The sequence below is a fragment of the Janthinobacterium leeuwenhoeki genome, from assembly GCF_051380795.1.
Taxonomy (GTDB): domain Bacteria; phylum Pseudomonadota; class Gammaproteobacteria; order Burkholderiales; family Burkholderiaceae_D; genus Janthinobacterium.
In genome coordinates, this window is sequence record NZ_JBNYXT010000015.1 from 1 (window position 1) to 17281 (window position 17281).

At 61.0% G+C, this 17281-nt stretch carries 14 protein-coding genes and 1 riboswitch; of the genes, 10 read left to right on the forward strand and 4 right to left on the reverse strand.

Going from position 1 to position 17281, the window contains the following annotated elements:
- Positions 1-201: 201 nt before the first annotated feature.
- Genes ACQ4WS_RS13605 through ACQ4WS_RS13625 form a run of 5 tightly spaced genes read left to right on the forward strand, consistent with a single transcriptional unit; the run spans position 202 to position 8493 of the window.
- Entirely contained in the window at positions 202-2976 is a 2775-nt protein-coding gene (locus tag ACQ4WS_RS13605) for a type VI secretion system Vgr family protein (protein ID WP_436477028.1), read from the forward strand.
- Between the two features lie 25 nt (positions 2977-3001).
- Positions 3002-5056, forward strand: coding sequence for a phospholipase D-like domain-containing protein (locus ACQ4WS_RS13610; RefSeq protein ID WP_436477030.1), 2055 nt, complete (start codon positions 3002-3004; stop codon positions 5054-5056).
- Positions 4972-6654 carry a tetratricopeptide repeat protein gene (locus tag ACQ4WS_RS13615; RefSeq protein ID WP_436477202.1) on the forward strand — a complete coding sequence of 561 codons (1683 nt, stop codon included), beginning with the start codon at positions 4972-4974 and terminating at the stop codon, positions 6652-6654. The genes ACQ4WS_RS13610 and ACQ4WS_RS13615 overlap by 85 nt, the downstream gene beginning before the upstream one ends.
- A 27-nt stretch (positions 6655-6681) precedes the next feature.
- Positions 6682-7950, forward strand: coding sequence for a tetratricopeptide repeat protein (locus tag ACQ4WS_RS13620; protein WP_436477032.1), 1269 nt, complete (start codon positions 6682-6684; stop codon positions 7948-7950).
- A 9-nt stretch (positions 7951-7959) separates the two neighbouring features.
- A complete protein-coding gene (locus tag ACQ4WS_RS13625) occupies positions 7960-8493 on the forward strand; it encodes a hypothetical protein (protein WP_436477033.1) in 534 nt (177 codons plus the stop codon).
- Positions 8494-8718: 225 nt separating this feature from the next.
- Here ACQ4WS_RS13625 and ACQ4WS_RS13630 read toward each other — a convergent pair whose 3' ends face one another.
- Complete coding sequence (locus ACQ4WS_RS13630) at positions 8719-9354, reverse strand: TetR/AcrR family transcriptional regulator (RefSeq protein WP_436477035.1); 636 nt, start codon at positions 9352-9354, stop codon at positions 8719-8721.
- Positions 9355-9421: 67 nt separating this feature from the next.
- Here ACQ4WS_RS13630 and ACQ4WS_RS13635 point away from each other — a divergent pair, with 67 nt between their 5' ends.
- The 3 genes from ACQ4WS_RS13635 to ACQ4WS_RS13645 all read left to right on the forward strand — a co-directional run bounded on the left by ACQ4WS_RS13635 (position 9422) and on the right by ACQ4WS_RS13645 (position 11191).
- Positions 9422-9946, forward strand: coding sequence for a DUF2867 domain-containing protein (locus tag ACQ4WS_RS13635; protein ID WP_436477037.1), 525 nt, complete (start codon positions 9422-9424; stop codon positions 9944-9946).
- 85 nt (positions 9947-10031) lie between these two features.
- A complete protein-coding gene (gene pnuC, locus ACQ4WS_RS13640) occupies positions 10032-10643 on the forward strand; it encodes a nicotinamide riboside transporter PnuC (RefSeq protein ID WP_436477039.1) in 612 nt (203 codons plus the stop codon).
- Positions 10643-11191 (forward strand): AAA family ATPase, encoded by a 549-nt coding sequence (locus tag ACQ4WS_RS13645; protein WP_436477203.1) that lies wholly within the window; start codon positions 10643-10645, stop codon positions 11189-11191. Before pnuC ends, ACQ4WS_RS13645 begins: the two co-directional genes overlap by 1 nt.
- On the opposite strand, the gene ACQ4WS_RS13650 is transcribed toward ACQ4WS_RS13645, so the two are convergent.
- A complete protein-coding gene (locus ACQ4WS_RS13650; RefSeq protein WP_436477041.1) occupies positions 11192-13372 on the reverse strand; it encodes a TonB-dependent siderophore receptor in 2181 nt (726 codons plus the stop codon).
- Positions 13373-13459: 87 nt separating this feature from the next.
- Positions 13460-13557, reverse strand: a riboswitch (TPP riboswitch).
- A gap of 67 nt (positions 13558-13624) precedes the next feature.
- On the reverse strand, positions 13625-14782 hold the full coding sequence (locus ACQ4WS_RS13655) for an iron-containing alcohol dehydrogenase (RefSeq protein ID WP_436477042.1): 1158 nt from the start codon (positions 14780-14782) through the stop codon (positions 13625-13627).
- Positions 14783-14924: 142 nt separating this feature from the next.
- Between ACQ4WS_RS13655 and ACQ4WS_RS13660 the strand changes: the two genes are divergently transcribed.
- Positions 14925-15230, forward strand: coding sequence for a ferritin family protein (locus tag ACQ4WS_RS13660; protein WP_436477044.1), 306 nt, complete (start codon positions 14925-14927; stop codon positions 15228-15230).
- Between the two features lie 122 nt (positions 15231-15352).
- Positions 15353-15835, forward strand: coding sequence for an Imm26 family immunity protein (locus ACQ4WS_RS13665; RefSeq protein ID WP_436477046.1), 483 nt, complete (start codon positions 15353-15355; stop codon positions 15833-15835).
- A gap of 85 nt (positions 15836-15920) precedes the next feature.
- Here the strand turns inward: ACQ4WS_RS13665 and ACQ4WS_RS13670 are convergent, their stop codons facing one another.
- Positions 15921-17279 (reverse strand): sensor histidine kinase family protein, encoded by a 1359-nt coding sequence (locus ACQ4WS_RS13670; protein ID WP_436477048.1) that lies wholly within the window; start codon positions 17277-17279, stop codon positions 15921-15923.
- Positions 17280-17281: the final 2 nt, after the last annotated feature.

Sequence of the window (17281 nt, forward strand, 5' to 3'; positions counted from 1 at the left end):
GTTTCGCTGCTGGACACCCAGCAGCGCTTCCAGCTTGTGAAATGAACCGCCGTATGCGGAACCGCACGTACGGTGGTGTGAGAGGGCGGCTGAGGTAACTCAGCCCCCTACTCGATTATGGCCAACTGGTTTGCGTTCCATCAATATGCCAGCGTTCATCATGGTTAGCATGGGCCAGGGGAACTATCCGCAGGAGGCAATATGGATGATGGCAAGCTGGCAGCCGATCTGGCGCGGCTTTTCGGAGCGAACTGGCGCGTCCAGGACAGCCGCTTGCTGCGCATGGATTTTCCGCGCGAGGACGGTCCGCCCGATACCGCGCTGCTGGTCAACAGTTTGCGGGCACACGAGGAAATGTCACGCGACTTTCGCTTCGACGTCGAACTGCTGTCCGACAATCTCCACGTTCCCCTGACAGCGATGATGGGACGCATGGTCACGATTTCGATGGTGCGCGATGACGGCAGCTTGCGCCATTTTAATGGTTATGTCGGCCAATTTCGCTTGTTGGGCAGCGATGGCGGTTTCGCGTTCTACCAGATGGTGCTGCAACCCTGGCTGGCGTTTTCCAGGCTGCGCATGGACAACGTCTCGTTCCACGAGCGCACGGTTATCGACATCAGCGAAACGACCTTCGATCATTATGTGCAGCGCGACTGGCAAAACCGGCTGCATGAGGAACAGGCGATATTAAGCTGCGCCAACCAGCATAATGAAACCGATTACAACCATCTGCACCGGCGCTGGGAAGACCAGGGACTCCATTACTGGTATGAGCATCGCGCCGACGGTCATACCCTCTGTTTGGGCGACAATACCTGGCTGAGCGACAGCATCGACCCAGGCAACCGCGATGCCAGCGACGCCGACGAGATGGTGTTTCGCAGCGACGCGGGCTCGCTGGAGTGCGACGGCATACGCGATTGGCAGGCAATACGGAAGATCGCTTCAGGCTCGCTCACGCTGGCCAGCTTCAACTACAAGTATCCGTTTGCCAGTCGCGCCAGTGGCTATGCGCTGCACCAGCAGGGCGACGTGTTTGCCCATGAACTGTATCAAAACACCGGCTATGGCTATGCCGGCATGGGTGACGGCGAAGCGCTGGCGCAACGCCGCCTGGAGGAGCATAACTGCCAGGCGCAAACTTTCGAAGCGGGCGGTAATCACCGCTGCGCCCAGGCCGGGCGTAGTTTCACGCTGGGCGGCCACTTCAGCGGCGAGCAATCCATGCCGGCCAGAGGTGAAGCGGCGCGCCCGGACATCCGCGCGCGTGAATACCTGATCCTGTCGGTCGATCATGTCGCCAGCAACAATTACCAGGCAGGGACGGGCGCAAAGTCGCATTATGAAAACCGTTTTAGTTGCATACGCAAGAGCATCCGCTGGTATCCGGGGCGGCACTTCAACAGCACGCCTTGTGCCTTGCCCGGCGTGCAGACCGCGATTGTCACCGGGCCGGCAGGCGAAACCATCCATACCGACGCGCTGGGCCGGGTGAAGGTGCAATTCCACTGGGACCGGCTGGGCAAATTCGACGCGGGCAGTTCGCCATGGATCAGGGTCATGACGCCATGGGCGGGCCAGGCCTTCGGCCAGATCGCGTTGCCGCGCATTGGCCAGGAAGTGCTGATCCAGTTTCTCGACGGCAATATCGACCGTCCCGTCATTGTTGGCGCGGTGTACAACGGCAACCATGCGCCGCCGTGGAATTTGCCGGGCCAACGCATGCTGGGCGGCTGGCGCAGCGCCGAGCTGATGCCTGGCGGCGGCTACGGCGTGCGCGGCAACCAGTTGGTGCTCGACGATACGCACCAGCACATCCAGGCGCAGCTGAAAAGCGATCATCAACACAGCCAATTGTCGCTCGGCTGTATCAGCCGCATCGAAGACGCCAGCGGGCGCAAGGATGCGCGTGGCGAGGGCTGGGAACTGGCGTCAGACGCCTGGGGCGTGGCGCGCGCCGCCCGCGGCATGTTGCTGACCACCGAAGCGCGCCCTGGCGCCGCCTCGCATATCAAGAGCATGGATGAAACCTTGCGCCGGTTGGCCGAGGCTGCTGAGCGGCACAAGGCGCTTGCCTCCCTGTCGCAGCATTACGGCGCGCAAGAAAGTGCCGCCCAGCAGGGCGCCGCCGCCGATGTGCTGAAAGCCCAGCATGCCGGGATCAAGGGTGGTGCCGGCAATGGCGAAAACGCCTTTCCCGAATTATCAAAGCCGCATCTGGTGCTGGCCAGTCCGGCCGGAATCGAAACGACGAGCGCGCAATCGACGCACATCGCCAGCGCCGAGCACACCGCGCTGACGACCGGGTGCGACCTGTCGCTGGCGGCCGGCGGCGGCCTGTTCGCCAGCATCGGCGCAGCGCTGCGCCTGTTTGTCCACAAGGCTGGCATGAAACTGATCGCCGCAGCTGGCCCGGTGCAGATCGCGGCGCAAACCGATGCGGTCGAAATCGTTGCCAACAAGGTGCTGGAATTGATCAGCCAGGCCGACTGGGTGAATATTCGCGGCCGCAAAGGCGTGCGCCTGCATGGCGCCGATTGCATGCTTGAAATTAGCGACAAGGTACAGTTTTTTACCGCGTCGCCGACGCTGTTCCATGGAAACCTGGAAACACTGGCGCCCAAGAACCGGCCGCAACCGGAGCTGGAACCGCCCATCGCGCCGCTAGCGGGGCAGTTGCAGCATACGATACAGGCCCATGCGGATGGTGGCCAGTACGCCAATGTGCCTTACACGCTGTACAACGGGGAAGCCGAAGTCGAGCAAGGTCTGACCGACGAATTCGGCCGCATCCTGATCGCGCATCAGGACGGCACGCCGCGCTACCGTGTCGTCCTTGGCAATGGCGAAGAGTTTTCATTGCAGGCGAGCGCACGCTTCGACCCGAACGCGGCGCCGGACGGCGAACACAAGCTGTCGAACCGCGGTTTGCGCGCGTTCGACGACACCGCCGACGGCCGCGCTGTTCAATGATTCACGACACTGACAGGAGAGCGCCATGCCCGAATCGAGCGGCCGCATCGAAACCACCCATATCGACGAAGTCGGACGCACTGCGACGAGTTCGCTCCAGTGGCTGCTGGAAAATCGTAACCTGAAAGGCAAGGCCAGCCACCCGATCACGCACAACAACAAGCTGACGCTATTCATTTGCGGACAGGAGGGATTCGCCGACATCGCCGGCGAGATCGCCAAGGCTAAAAAGTCCATTGACCTGTGCTGCTGGGGTTTCGACCCGGGCATGGAACTGGTGCGCGGCAACAGCGCCACCTGGCCGCGGGGCGAAACGTTTGGCGACTTGCTGATCGCCGCCACGCGGCGTTACGTCAGGGTGCGCCTGCTGATCTGGTATGACCGGATCGGCTCGCCGATAGCGCGCACCATGCCGGGCTATTCGCACGGCACCTCGCCATGGAAAACCGGTGGACAGCGCGCCGACGACATCAGTGCAAAAGCCAGCCTGGCGATGTTGCAGGAGGCAGTCAGGAAAAAACTTGTTTTAAGCAGTGCTTTCAGGGGCGATATCGTCCGGCCCGAGGATATCCCTATGCTGGCGCGTGAAGAATATTGCCACAGCTGGTATGCGGCCGCGTTCCATGGCTTGTTGGAGGGCCTGGAGGTTCGCTTGCGGCACGGCGACAGCGCCGCGATCAGCAAGAGCATCGCGACCGAAATCAACCAGCCGCACGGCTTGACGAAAGTGGAGATCGAAAAGCCCGGCATGCAATACCTGGGCACGCACCACCAGAAGCCGGTCTTGATCGATTTCTCCCACGAAAAGGGATCCAAGGCCGTCGGCTATGTAATGGGCCTGAACTCGGTGACCGATTATTGGGACACGACCGCCCATCTGCTCGACGATACGCGCCGCGAACAGGGCGGTGTCAACGAGCGGCGCGAGTGTTTGCAGGGAATGGCGGCGGACGGCGGCTTTGCCACGCTCAAGCCCTATCAGGATTATGCCTGCCGCATCGACGGCGGCAAGGCGCTCATCGCGCTCTATAACAACTTCGTAAAGGCATGGGATCGTGCGGTCGACGACCGCACGCATCAGGCCGCCGGGGAATGCGTGAGTTGGTATTCGTCATGTAAAAACCCGCCGGCCCAGCTGTTGCGCGAGGCCGGGCCGGACGACTCCACCGTGCAGATCGTCCTGACGCAGCCCGAGGAGCAAGACAAGACCATCAAGGAAACCTATTTTCGCGCGGTGACCCAGGCCAGCCTGGCGGCCGGCTACCTGTATGTGGAAAACCAGTATTTCCAGTATGAAGAATGGGCCCGGCACTTGCTGGCCGAGCGCAAGAAGGTGGTCGCCGCCTGGAAGGCCGGCAGTGTCAAGGCAGGCAAGAGTCTTGAAGATATGCCGGTCATGCACGTATTCATCGTCATCCCGGTACCGGAGCGCGCGCAGATGGTGCCGCGCACCCACGATACGCTGGCGACACTGGGGCAGCACGCTGGCATGACGGGGCAAAATACCATGATCGACGACTATAACAAGCGACCCAAAACCCGGCGTGTCAGGGCAGGATTCGGCATTTCCACCGAGGCGGAAGTCAAGTTGCCCGACGTGGTGCAGCATTCCAACAGCATCAACAAACCCGGCGTGATGACGCTCGAAAGCGAATTCGGGCTGAAAGTATCGGTGGCCATGCTCAATGTCAGCGCGTTTGACAAGGACCGCTGGCGCTACCGTGAAATCTACATCCATTCCAAATTGATGCTGGTCGACGACGTGTTCATGACGCTCGGCAGCGCCAACCTGAACCAGCGCAGCATGGCCGTCGACAGCGAAATCAATATCGCCACTATCGACCGTCGCGTGGCCAGCGATTTGCGCAAGCGGGTGTGGCGCATGCATAGCGGGGGATTGGTCGATGGCGGGGGCGGGACGAAGGGGGAGATTGGGTCGGCGTTTGAAAATTGGACAAAACTTATGAAGGAAAACCGCAAGAAAAAATTCAACAAATCCGAAACTGCAATTTTCAAGAAAATGACTGGTTTTTTGCTGCCATTGGAAGACAAACGCAGCTCCACCATACGTCTGGGTTGATCATGCGTAAGAAAAATACCGTATCTTTTCGCCTGCCATTTTTTGCGTTGGCAGTTCTTCTCTTTGTTCCTTTGATTGCTTGCAAAATGCCTAACGACAAAGTCCTGCCACGCAACCAAAGCCTGCCGCTCTTCAATCCGCATGCTCCTGATTTCATTTGCGAAACTGAGGCGAACAAGGTGCCGCCCATTGATGTGCAAGCCGAGGATTGGTTCCTCGAAGCGCGCGCCTTGGAAGATCCTGAAATTGCCGTGGAAGACCGCGATTACAAAAAAATCGTCGCTCTGACGCGTCAGGCGGCAGAGCGGTTGCACTGGAAGGCGATACTCAATCTGGCCAGCCTGTATGTGGAAGGGCGCGATCCTTTATATGGTGAGGAAGAAGCGGTGCAACTGGTGGAAAAGGCGATGCGGCTGGGCATACCGGCGGCATATGACCGGATGGGGACGTATTATGCGAACAGCACAGGCGTTAATGGCGACATCACGCGTGCTTATGCCTTCTGGCAAAAGGCGGCGCAGATGGGAAATCCACAGGCAATGGGGTTTCTCGGCGAAAAATTGACTGCTGGAGAGGATCACCCAGGTATTGATATGTGGGGCAACATTCCTGTAGCGACCAAAATGCTGGAATGTGCTGTTGCCCAAGGTTATGGTCCAGCGGCATATGATTTATATTATTTATATGCTGCGCCAAGAACTGCAGATGGCACAATAATTGGCGATCATCGGACGTCAGAAACAAAAGACCGCGCACTAAAAGTTTTACATGAAGGTGTCCGCCTGGGTTGCGCGCAGTGCGCACGCGATCTCTCAATAGAGTTCAGCCAACCTTTCAATATGTCGGATATGTTAGTGCCGTTCATTGACAAGGCTCGCGGCGAACGTTATGCGGTACTTAATCGTGCCCTAGGCTTCAACCCTAATCGCCGCTTTCCCAACCTCGATAAAATCCTGCCATTGCCACCGGCCGATCTGCCGCCGTGGGATGGTCAACGAAAGAGCTTGCTCGACGCCGCCATGGGTGTCCGCCCGCCGCCAGCCACCCCGCAGCCAAGCGCCGCCTCGCTTTTACAAAAACCGTATTTCCTGGCAGCCGACTATGCGCTGCGTCCCTCCGGCTTGCACAGCGATGCGCCGACTGCGCCATTTTCCGCATACTGGCAACCGGCCGCTGGGCAGGGCTTGACGGAACCGGCCCGGCTGCTGCGCAAAGGCGAAGAGTTCCGCCATTTCAGCGTGCTCGATGCCGCTGGTAAGACCCGTTATGGCCCCGTGACATGGGAACAGTGCCTGACGATACGGCATAACCATGGGGCAGTGGAACCGCGCGCGGCGCACGGCTTGCTGCGCGAGGTGGAGCGGCCCGAGCCTTTGTTGAGCTGTGCTTGCGGGCAAGCCTGTCCGGTCAGCGGCGTCTGGCAACCGTGGGTAGCAGCCGACCATCCGCTGCAGGCCATCGTCAACCAGTACTGGCGCCAGGCCTGGCTGACCCAGGGCGCGCCGTTCCCGCAACCGCGCCGCGACTGGCTGCTCGATTTGCCAGATGGCGACATGACGTGGCATTTGATGGATATGTCCCTTCCTGATCTTGGATAGGACGGCGCGGCAGCGATGGAGGATGCAATGGATAGCAATCAATCCAGCATGGCTGGCACGAGAGAACGCCTCGCGTCGCTTGTCTTCTTGTGCTGCCTGCTTGCCTGCAAAGTACCAGACGACAAAGTTTGGCCGCGCAACCAAAGCCTGCCACTTTTCAATCCGCATGTCGCGGATTTTATTTGCGAAATCGAGGCGAGCAAGGTGCCGCCCATCGATGCGCAAGCCGAGGACTGGTTTCTCGAAGCACGCGCCTTGGAAGATCCTGAAATTTTCGTGGAAGACCGCGACTACAAAAAAATCGTCGCTCTGACGCGTCAAGCGGCAGAGCGGTTGCACTGGAAGGCGATGCTCAACCTGGCCAGCCTGTATGTGGAAGGGCGCGATGCTCTATATGGTGAGGAAGAGGCGGTTCAATTGGTGGAAAAGGCGATGCGGCTGGGCATACCGGCGGCGTATGACCGGATGGGAACCTATTATGCGAATGGCACGGGCGTGACAGGCGATACAACCCGGGCTTATGCATTCTGGCAAAAGGCTGCTGTCATGGGAAATCCTCAAGCGATGGCATTTTTAGGAGAGAAATTAAGAGCAGGAACAGACGGTGCTATTCCTGGATATTGGGCCAATATTCCTGTATCGATAAAAATGATGGCATGTGCGTTTTCTCAGGGATACGGGCCTGTTGCGTTTAACCTGCACTATTTGTATGCAATACCAAGAGCTGCGAATGGCGATGAGATTGGCGATCGAACTCCTACAACCAAACAGCGTGCTCTAAATGTATTGCATGAGGGAGTCAAGTTTGGCTGCGCAGAATGTGCGAGCGCATTGGCAATTGAATTTGGTTCGCCTTTTGATCTTACCGATATGCTGGCACCAAATGTGGACAAAGCTCGCGGTGAACGTTACGGCGTACTTAATCGTGCCCTCGGCTTCAACCCCAATCGCCGCTTTCCCAACCTCGATAAAATCCTGCCATTGCCGCCGGCCGATCTGCCGCCGTGGGATGGTCAACGAAAAAGCTTGCTCGACGCCGCCATGGGTGTCCGTCCGCCGCCAGCCACCCCGCAGCCAAGCGCCGCCTCACTCTTACAAGAACCATATTTCCTGGCCTCCGACTATGCGCTGCGTCCCACCGGCTTGCACAGCGACGCGCCGGCCGCGCCATTTTCCGCATACTGGCAACCCGCTGGTTTGCGGTCCCGGCATCGCCCGCACTGTTCACGCGCCACCGTCTGCCGCATTGGCTGTGCCACGTATAATTCTTTCACTATCGACCGCTATTTTTTTTGACAGGCCCCCATGCCCCAGACTCCCGATTTGCCGCCGGATTGGCACGCGTTTGAAACGGCCTATGACGTTGAAGCAACCTGGTTCAGGCTGGCCAGCGCCTCGCTGGCGCTGCTTGGCGCGTCCGCTTTCAAGGATCAACCATTTTCAGCCTTTGCTTTTAATGCCGTATCGTTTCCATCCATTTCCTTGAGTTTTGACACCGATCCCGATAACAGGCAGCGCAATGATTATCCACCGGACTGGTCGAACGAGTGCATGGAAGTCGATGTGCCGGAAATTGGCCAACTGTGGGAGGACGGCCATGCAAGGATCGAATCTGCGTTGAGTGCGCTGATCGACGCTGCCGATGACGAATTGCTCTGCGCCATCGAAGAGGGCTATCTGCACAGCCTGAGGAAAACGATGGTGCGCCTTGAAGCGAGCCATGCTTTCGAGCAGATCAAGACGTGCGCGCGATTCTGGACCGTGGTCACGCAAGTCGATGCCGATACCGATGAAGAGGAGCGCCTGCTCGACCAGGTGCGCCAGGGCCTCCTGGCGTGAGCTTCCACCGCCGTTCCCGGCCGCATGCTATGTCAGGGCCTGCCAGCGCCTGACTTCCTCATTCGTCGGCATCGGCACCCAGCCGCTGCGCAGCGCCGTATCCTGCCATGCAGAGCGCAGCTATCGATATATTGTGCATAAATCGTCAGTTGTGGATGGTAGCGTCTGCTCTGGATGAGGGGAGGAGATGCTATCTGCACCTGTGCTGCCGGTCACTGATTCATTTTATTGTTTTTCTCCCGCAGGCTGGTGCGCCTGCCGCAGCGCCTCCACCGGCAACTGAAAAAACCGCGGCACCATCGCTGGCGACAGCTCGTCGCCGCTGTCCGCCATGGCCAGTCGCCCGCTCAGCAGCAGCATCACGTAGCCGTGGCCCAGCGACCAGCCGGCGCTGGCGGCGGCCTTGTCCCAGCGCGCATCGAGGCCCGCTTCGCGCACGGCTGCGCCGGCCGTCTGCAGCACATACTGGAAGCACGCTTGCGCCGCCTCTTGCAAGGCGGGGAACTGGCGCACGTCCTGGTGCTCGAACATCAGCCGGTAGTGGGCCGGCGCGGCCAGGGCGAATTCGATGTACTGCTGGCCCAGCAACTGAAAACGCTGTTCGGCGGGCAGGCTGCCCGTTGGCGGCAGTTCCGCCTCCCATGTGGCGATCAGGCTGGCGAAACCGGCCGCCGCCACCTCGGCCAGCAGGGCCTCCTTGCTGGGAAAGTGGCGGTACACGGCGGCGATCGATACGCCCACCGTGCGCGCCAGTTCGCGCAGCGACAGGGTGGCGTCGTGCTGCTGCGCCAGTTGCGCGATGGTGGCGGCGATCAGGGTGTCGCGCAAGTTGCCGTGGTGATAGGTACTCGTTGTTGTCATTCTATGTTATCGCTGTTCACATTGTCGTGTATGATGGCCATGTTATCACTGAACACATGGAGAGCACATGCAAGAGATAAGCAACGTGGTACGCGCCGTGGCCTTGCCGCCAGGCGCCAGCATCGCCCCCTTGTACGCGGGCAGCAATCTGGCCGACGCGTATGCCGTCGGCCTGCCCAGCGCTGGTGTGCGGCAGATGGATATGCAGGCCCTGGCGCGCGTGGTGCTGTGCAGCCAGCCGCGCTGGGCGCAGTGGCTGCTGGCGGTGCGCGACACGATGGTCACGCCCTTCGGTATCAAGACGGCGAAACAGCTGGCGGCCATGCCTGATGGACGCATCGGCATCTTCCGCATCTTTGCCATCAGCGATGATGAAATCATCGTGGGCGAGGACGACAGCCACCTGGACTTCCGTTTGTCCGTGCTGCGCAACCGCGATGCGGGGCAGGAACAGTTCGGCAGCATCACCTTTTCCACCGTCGTGCATTGCCATAACTGGATAGGGCGTACTTACATCCTGCTGATCCGGCCATTTCACAAGCTGATCGTGCGGCGTACGCTGGCACGCGCCGTCAAGGGTGGCTTTGCCTGAGCAGGGAAGGGCGTGACGGCGCGGGCAATCTTGCTTATTCATGGCTGGTATTGCATACTGCACCACCAGCCTCATCACGATTCCCATGAACGATACGCTTCTCCTGCTGGGTTTTGCCACCACGCCGCTTGAACTGATTTCCTTTGTCCTGGCACTGACAACCGTTGCGCTGAATATCCGCCAGAATCACTGGGCGTGGCTGTTCGCCATCATTTCCTCGGCCGCCTACGGTTTCGTCTTTTTCGAGTCGCGCCTGTATGGCGACATGGCTTTGCAACTGCTGTTCATCAGCGTCTCGTTCTGGGGCTGGTACCAGTGGCTGCATCCGGCCAGCGGCGGCAAGATCTTACCCGTCACGCGCCTCGATGGACGCGGCTGGCTGGCCTGCGCCGCTGGCTGGCTGGTGGGCTTCCTGCTCATCGCCTGGCTGCTGACGACGACCGACACGGACGTACCCCATGCGGATGGTTTCCTCACCGCAGGCAGCCTGGTGGGGCAATTCCTGCTGTCGCGCAAAAAGCTGGAAAACTGGATCGCCTGGATCATTGTCGATGTGTTGTATGTGTGGCTGTACCTGCACAAAGGCCTGACCCTGACGGCCGTGCTGTATGGAATTTTCGTTGTGATGGCCATCATCGGCTTGCTGGCGTGGAAAAAATCGGCGCCGGCCGCGCCCGACGCCATGGTCCTCAAGTGATGGACAACTGCGTGCGCGTGGCGATACTGGGCGCCGAATCGTCGGGCAAGTCGACCCTGGCGGCCGCTTTGGCCGAGCGCTATGGCAGCGTCTGGGTACCGGAATACTTGCGCGAATTCGTGGCAATGCAGGGCAGGGTGCCCGTCGCGAAAGACCAGTACGGTATTGCGCGCACGCAAGTTGAACGCGAAGCGGCCGCCACCGCGCAAACGCGCAACTTCCTGTTTTGCGACACGACACCCTTGATGACGGTGGTCTACAGCCGCCATTATTTCGATGGTGCCGATGCGCCGCTGGCGGCGCTGGCGGACGCCACGCAGTACGATCTGACCCTGGTGACGGCGCCCGACAGCCCGTGGGTGGCCGACGGCTTGCAGCGCGAGTCGGAAGCCGTGCGCCAGCTGATCTACCGCTACCTGCTCGACGAGCTCGACGCGCGCGGCATCGTCTATCACGTGTTGCACGACAGCCTGGACGCGCGCCTGGCCCAGGCGGCGCCCTTGCTGCAACAGGCGCTTGCTGCGGCGCCTGCCGTTTCTTCTACTTAATTAAAAGTCAAACTGCGCCGACACCTTCAAGGTACGGCTGGCGCCCGGGAACAGGTAGCCGCCGGCTTCCGGCGTCACGTCGCGCCAGTAGAACTTGTCCGTTACGTTGTTGACGCTGGCGCGCAGCACGGCCGCTGTGCCGGCCAGGCGCGTGGCATAGGCGGCGCCCAGCTTGAACACGTTGTAGGACGGCACGAAGGTGGTGTTGCTGTACTCAAAGGCCTTCTTGCCCGCATATTCCCAGCTGCCATTGACGCTCAAGCCGGCCACCTGTTGCACGGCGTAGTCCGCATGCACGGTCGCCTTGAAGGCGGGCACGTTGGGTACGCGCTTGCCGTCGAGGTCGGTATTGCCCGTGCCTGACTGCTGGCTGTTCAGGGCCGTCACGGAGGCGCCCAGGCTCAGGTTGGACGATGCCTTGCCCTGGGCCGATAATTCCAGGCCACGGTGCTGGGCCTGGCCCGCGCGCACGAAGTTGTACTTTTCCGGTTCCGATACCAGCGGCTGGTTGAATTCCAGCCCTTTGCGGATCTGGAACAGGGTGGCGGCGACCATGAAGTCCGGCGTCAGGTCCGCCTTCACGCCCACTTCGATCTGCTTCGAGCGGCTCGGCGTCAGTTCCACATTGGCGTTTTCCGCGTAGCGGTCGGCCGTGCCGCCGTGTTCCATGCCTTGCGAGTACGACGCGTACACGGCGATATTGTCTTGCGGGGTGTAGACCAGCGCCACGTTGGGCAGCAGGAAGTCATGCTTGGCGCGGATTTCCGTGTCGGCCTTCAGCACATACTGGTAGCCGTCGACATTGATATGGCGCAAGCCGCCATGCAACTTCCAGTTTTGGGCCAGGCTGACGATATCCTGCACGAAGGCCGATTTTTCCTTGTCGTTGCGTACCAGGCGCACGGGGCCCGTGACACCGTCGGATGGGGCGACGATGACGGGACGGTAGATATTGCTGATGCCCACTTCGTCGTAGACGTACTTGCCGGCCCGGTCCTTGCGGTTGAAGTAGGCGACGCCCGCCGTGAATTCATGGCGCAGGCTGCCCGTGGCGAACTTGCCCTGGATCATGGCTTGCGCGCTCAGCGGTTTTTTCGTCTCGCCCAGGCTGCGGAAGTCCCACACGGAGAAATCGCCATTGCTGCAGAAGACGGGCGCCCAGCCTGCCGGGCTGCAGCCATACGGATAAGCCGTGTAGTCGTCGCGCTTGAACGAGTGCTGGTTGGCCGACAAGGTGGCGTGCCAGTCGTCATTGAAGGCGTACTGGAAGCGCAGGCCGATGTTGCTGGTGACCGTTTCCACGGGATGTGTCCACGGCTGCTTGTTGAGCATGGCATCGGCGCTGACGTTGGCGGGCAGCTTGCCATTGCTCAGCAACTGGAAGCCGGGCGCCGTCACTTGCGCCTTGTCCTGGTAGTCGGCATCGAGCTGCAGCAAGGCTTGCGGGGAAATCTGCCAGTCGAAGGCGCCGGAAATGAACCGACGGTTGCCGTCCGCGCCCTGGATGTAGGAGCGCAGGCGCTCGGCCGCCACGTTGACTCTGTAGCCGAAGCGCTTGTCTTCCAGGCGGCCGCCCAGGTCGACGGCGCCGTACAGGGTGCCCCGTTCGCGCGCTTCCACGGTGACGGTGCGCAATGGCGCGTTCGTCGGGCGCTTGACGATGAAGTCGATCACGCCACCGGGCGCGGCCACGCCGGCCTGCAAGCCGGCCAGGCCTTTCAGCACTTCGATGCGTTCCTTGTTTTCCAGCGGAATTTGCGTGTCGCCGGGAATGGCCACGCCATCCTTGCGGTAGCTGGAGTTCGTATCGAGCTTGAAGCCGCGGATGGTGAACTGTTCCGCATAGCCGACGGCGTTGTACGACTCGTTGATGCTGGCGTCGAGCTTGACGGCGTCGCTCAGATTACGGATTTGCAAGTCCTGCATGTCTTTTTGCGCAATGACGGTGACGGACGCGGGCGTCTGCAGCAGGGGCGCGTCGGCAAAACCGCCCACGGAGGCGCGCCTGGCGGCCGGCGCCTTGCTGGCCGTGACGACCACTTCGGCCATGTTTTGCGCCTCGGCCTTGGCCTGCGGATCGGCGGCGGCATCGTCGGTGCCATGCGCGGCCAAGGCTGGCGTGGCAAACGCGTGCAGGATGGCCAGGGTCAGTACAGAAACAGATAAATTCGGTGTGGACATAGATTGCTCGTGGTTCATGTCGTCTCTAGGGAAAGAGCACGGCAGGCTGCTTGTTCGGCTGGCGCCAACGCAGGAGCTATCAAAGGAGGGAGGTACTTTGCGCTTTCCTTCGCTGGCATTATCCAGATCAGGTACGAAGGGTATCTCTCACCCGGATGACTGCTCCAGGACCCCTAGCGAACTGACAGCTTAGCATGAAGCACGGCCAGCTGTCCCACCTGGCTGACCGTTTTACAACAGTGTGGTGCGAATCTACAAACTGAGCTCGAGCACCTTGCGGCTGACGGCGGGCGTCACTTCGCGCTGTTCGCCCAGCGCCGTCATGCCGTGCGCCTCCAGGGCGGACACGACGGCGTCCACGCTGGCATGGTTCAGGCCATAGTCGGCCAGACGCGTCTTGACGCCCATGTGGCGGAAGAACAATTCCGTGCGCGCGATGGCGGCCTCGATGCGCCCATCCTCGTCGCCGCCGTCGAGTCCCCACACGCGGGCCGCGTATTGCAGCAGCTTGGCGCGCTTGGCCTGCTTGCGCACGCGCAGCATGCTGGGCAGGATGATGGCCAGGGTTTGCGCGTGGTCAAGCTCGTAAAGGGCCGTCAATTCGTGGCCGATGGCGTGCGTGGACCAGTCCTGCGGCACGCCCACGCCGATCAGGCCGTTCAAGGCCAGGGTGGCGCTCCACATCACATTGGCGCGCACATCGTAGTCGTCCGGCTGCGACAGGGCTTTCGGGCCTTCCTCGATCAGGGTCAGCAGGATGCCTTCGGCGAAGCGGTCTTGCACCGACGCATTCACGGGATAGGTCAAATACTGTTCCATGACATGCGCAAACGCATCGACGACGCCATTGCCCACCTGGCGCAGCGGCAATGTGAACGTTTTCGACGGGTCCAGCACGGAGAATTTCGGATACACCTTGCGGCTCATGAACGAGCGCTTTTCCTGCGTGGCCTTGCGCGTGATCACGGCCGAGCCATTCATTTCGGAACCCGTGGCCGGCAAGGTCAAGACCGTGCCGAAGGGCAGGGCGGCCTCGACGATCTTGCCGCCTTTCGCCAGGATGTCCCAGGCCACGCCTTCATGCAGGGCGGCGGCGGCGATGAACTTGGTGCCATCGACCACGGAACCGCCGCCGACGGCCAGCAGGAAGTCGATGCGCTCGCTTTTCACCATGGCCACGGCCTGCATCAGGGTTTCATAGCTGGGATTGGGTTCGATGCCAGAAAATTCCAGCAAGGTATGGCCGGCCAGCGCCGCCTTGACTTCATCATAGACGCCGTTCTGCTTGATGCTGCCGCCGCCATACGTCATGAGCACTCTGGCCTGGGGCGGAATCAGCGCCGTGATGGCGGCGATCTGGCCCTGGCCGAAGAGGATTTGCGTCGGATTGTAAAAGTCGAAATTGAACATGGGGCTCCTGCCGCTGAGGTTTAGGCTGTTGCTGAGCCATGATTATGGCCGAACAGGTGGAAACGTGTCATGGACGCTTGAGCTTTTCGTCCGCGCGGTGGAGAATGCAGCCGATGTCACCACCACGCGAAAAGGAATGCGCATGACCACCGTCCCACTGGAAGAATCCGGCTTGCCGGCCACCGCGCTCGACATGCACCGCGCCATCGGCGCCACCATCGCCGCACTGCAGGCGCTGGACTTGAACAGCCAGCGTTTCGAGGCGTGCACGGACCCGGAACTGCGCCGCGTGCTGGCGCATGCGGGCGACACCAGCCGCAAGGAAGCGGCCATGCTGCTCGAATGGATGCGCCGCCGCGATGCGCGCCTGGACGTGGCCATGAAGGAGGCGCTGTTCAAGGCGGGGCCGATTGTTGCCCAGTATCACTATGACGAGAAAATATTGTAACTATTGGTTCGTTGCTGTGGCGTACCATGCGCCACATAGCCCTTGCTTCGCGTAGACTGTGCCCCTAATTAAATTTAAGGTCGGATAGCAGCGGCTGTCCGGCGTACTCCTGGGGTTTTTATATGAGATCATTACCATACCGAGAAGGCAGCTGGTTTGCCGTGCCCCTGCCGGGCGGCGGCTATGCCGTCGGCGTGGTGGCGCGCCGGGCGCCTGCCGGGCGCATCATGCTGGCGTATATGTTCGGGCCGAAGCGCGACAGCCTGCCTGCGCTGGAAGAGCTGGAAGGCTTGCGGCCGGAACAGGCCGTGCGCCGCCTGCGCACGGGCGACATGGCCCTGCTCAACGAGCGCTGGCCCCTGCTGGGCGACAGTCTCCACTGGGAGCGTGATGCCTGGCCCATGCCGGCCTTTATCCGCCGCAATGAATCGCTGCAGCGCGCCTGGCGCGCCAGTTATGCGGACGCCGATCCTGCCAAGCTGAACCGCGAGGAATCGATCCCCTTCGATACGCCGGGCATGGAAAGTGATTCCCTGTACGGCTATGGGGCGACGGAATTGTTGATGAATAAATTGCTGGCGCAGGAAGCGGCGTCGGCAGCGTAGGTCGGATTAGCGCCTGGCGCGTAATCCGACAGGAATAGCCAACAATGTTGTCGGATTACGCGAGGCAAGGCCTCGCTAATCCGACCTACGCCGCTGGCAAGCTGATCTGAAACGCCAGGCCGCCGCCTTCACGGTTGCGCACTTGCAATTCGGCGCCGTGGCGCAGCAGCACGCGGTCGACGATGGCCAGGCCCAACCCGGCACCATTGGCTTGGCCGCGCGCCGTGTCGAGGCGGGTGAACGGCTTCATCAGTTGCTCGATCTTTTCCGCCGGCACGCCCGTGCCGTGGTCTTGTACTTCGATAATCACTTTTTTCACGCCGTGGCTGGTGCGTACCTGGCAGGCGATGTCGATTTCCGTCACGTCGCTGCCCGGCGTCTTGCCATAGCGGCGCGCATTCTCGATCAGGTTGTTCAGCACGCGGCGCAAGTCGGTGGGATTGCCCATCGCATGCGCGCCTTCGGCGATGCTGGCGTTGATTTTCAGGTCCGGCAAGCGCATCGCTTCGCGCGTCATGTCGCCCAGCAAGCCGCTCAGGTCCACGTCCGTAAAGCTCGACGCTTCCGTCGGCCTGGCATAGTCGAGAAACTGGCCGATGATGGCGTCCATCTGCCCGATATCGGACTGGATGCCCTCGCGCGCCTCGTCCGACAGGTTCGCCATTTCCACTTCCAGCTGCATGCGCGCCAGCGGCGTGCGCAAATCGTGCGAAATGCCCGCCAAAATCACGGCGCGATCCGATTCCACCTGTTTCAAGTCATCGACCATCTGGTTGAAGCTGCGGTTCGCCTCGATGATTTCGATCGGGCCCTTTTCCGGCAGCGGCGCCGGTTGCTTGCCCTTGGCGATGTCGCGCGCGGCCGCCGTCAAACGCGACAGCGGCAGATTGATCAGGCTGGAAATGATGGCCGCACCCAGCAGGGACAGCAGGGACACCAGGCTGGCCCAGCCCAGCCACTGAAAGCCCGTCAGGCCGCGCAGGCGCTCGCGATCCAGCATCAGCCAGTACTCGTCGTCGTCGATCTTGAAGCTGACCCAGAAGCCGGCCACGCCGTTGACGCGCGCGGAAAAGCGCGTGTCCTTGCCCAGCTTGGCCTTCACCAGCGCCTCGATCTCGGGCATCAGGTAATTGTCGGGCGGCGGCTCGATGCGGTCGTCCTCTTCCAGCGAGAAGATGCGAATGCCTTCATTGCTGACAAGGTCGAACAGCAGCTCGCGGCGCAGCTCGGGAGCCGAGTGCGTCAGGGCTGCATGCGTGATGGTGACGACGGAAATGATCTGGGCGGAAATCTGCTGCGCCTGCGGCTCGCGCTGGATGACGGAAATCATGCCGATCCAGGTGATCATGCTGACCGTGGTCAAGGTGCCGAGCAGCAAAAAGGTGCGCCAGAACAGGCCGCTTTTCAGCCGTGCCAGGCTGATATCGGGAACAAGCTTCATCATGC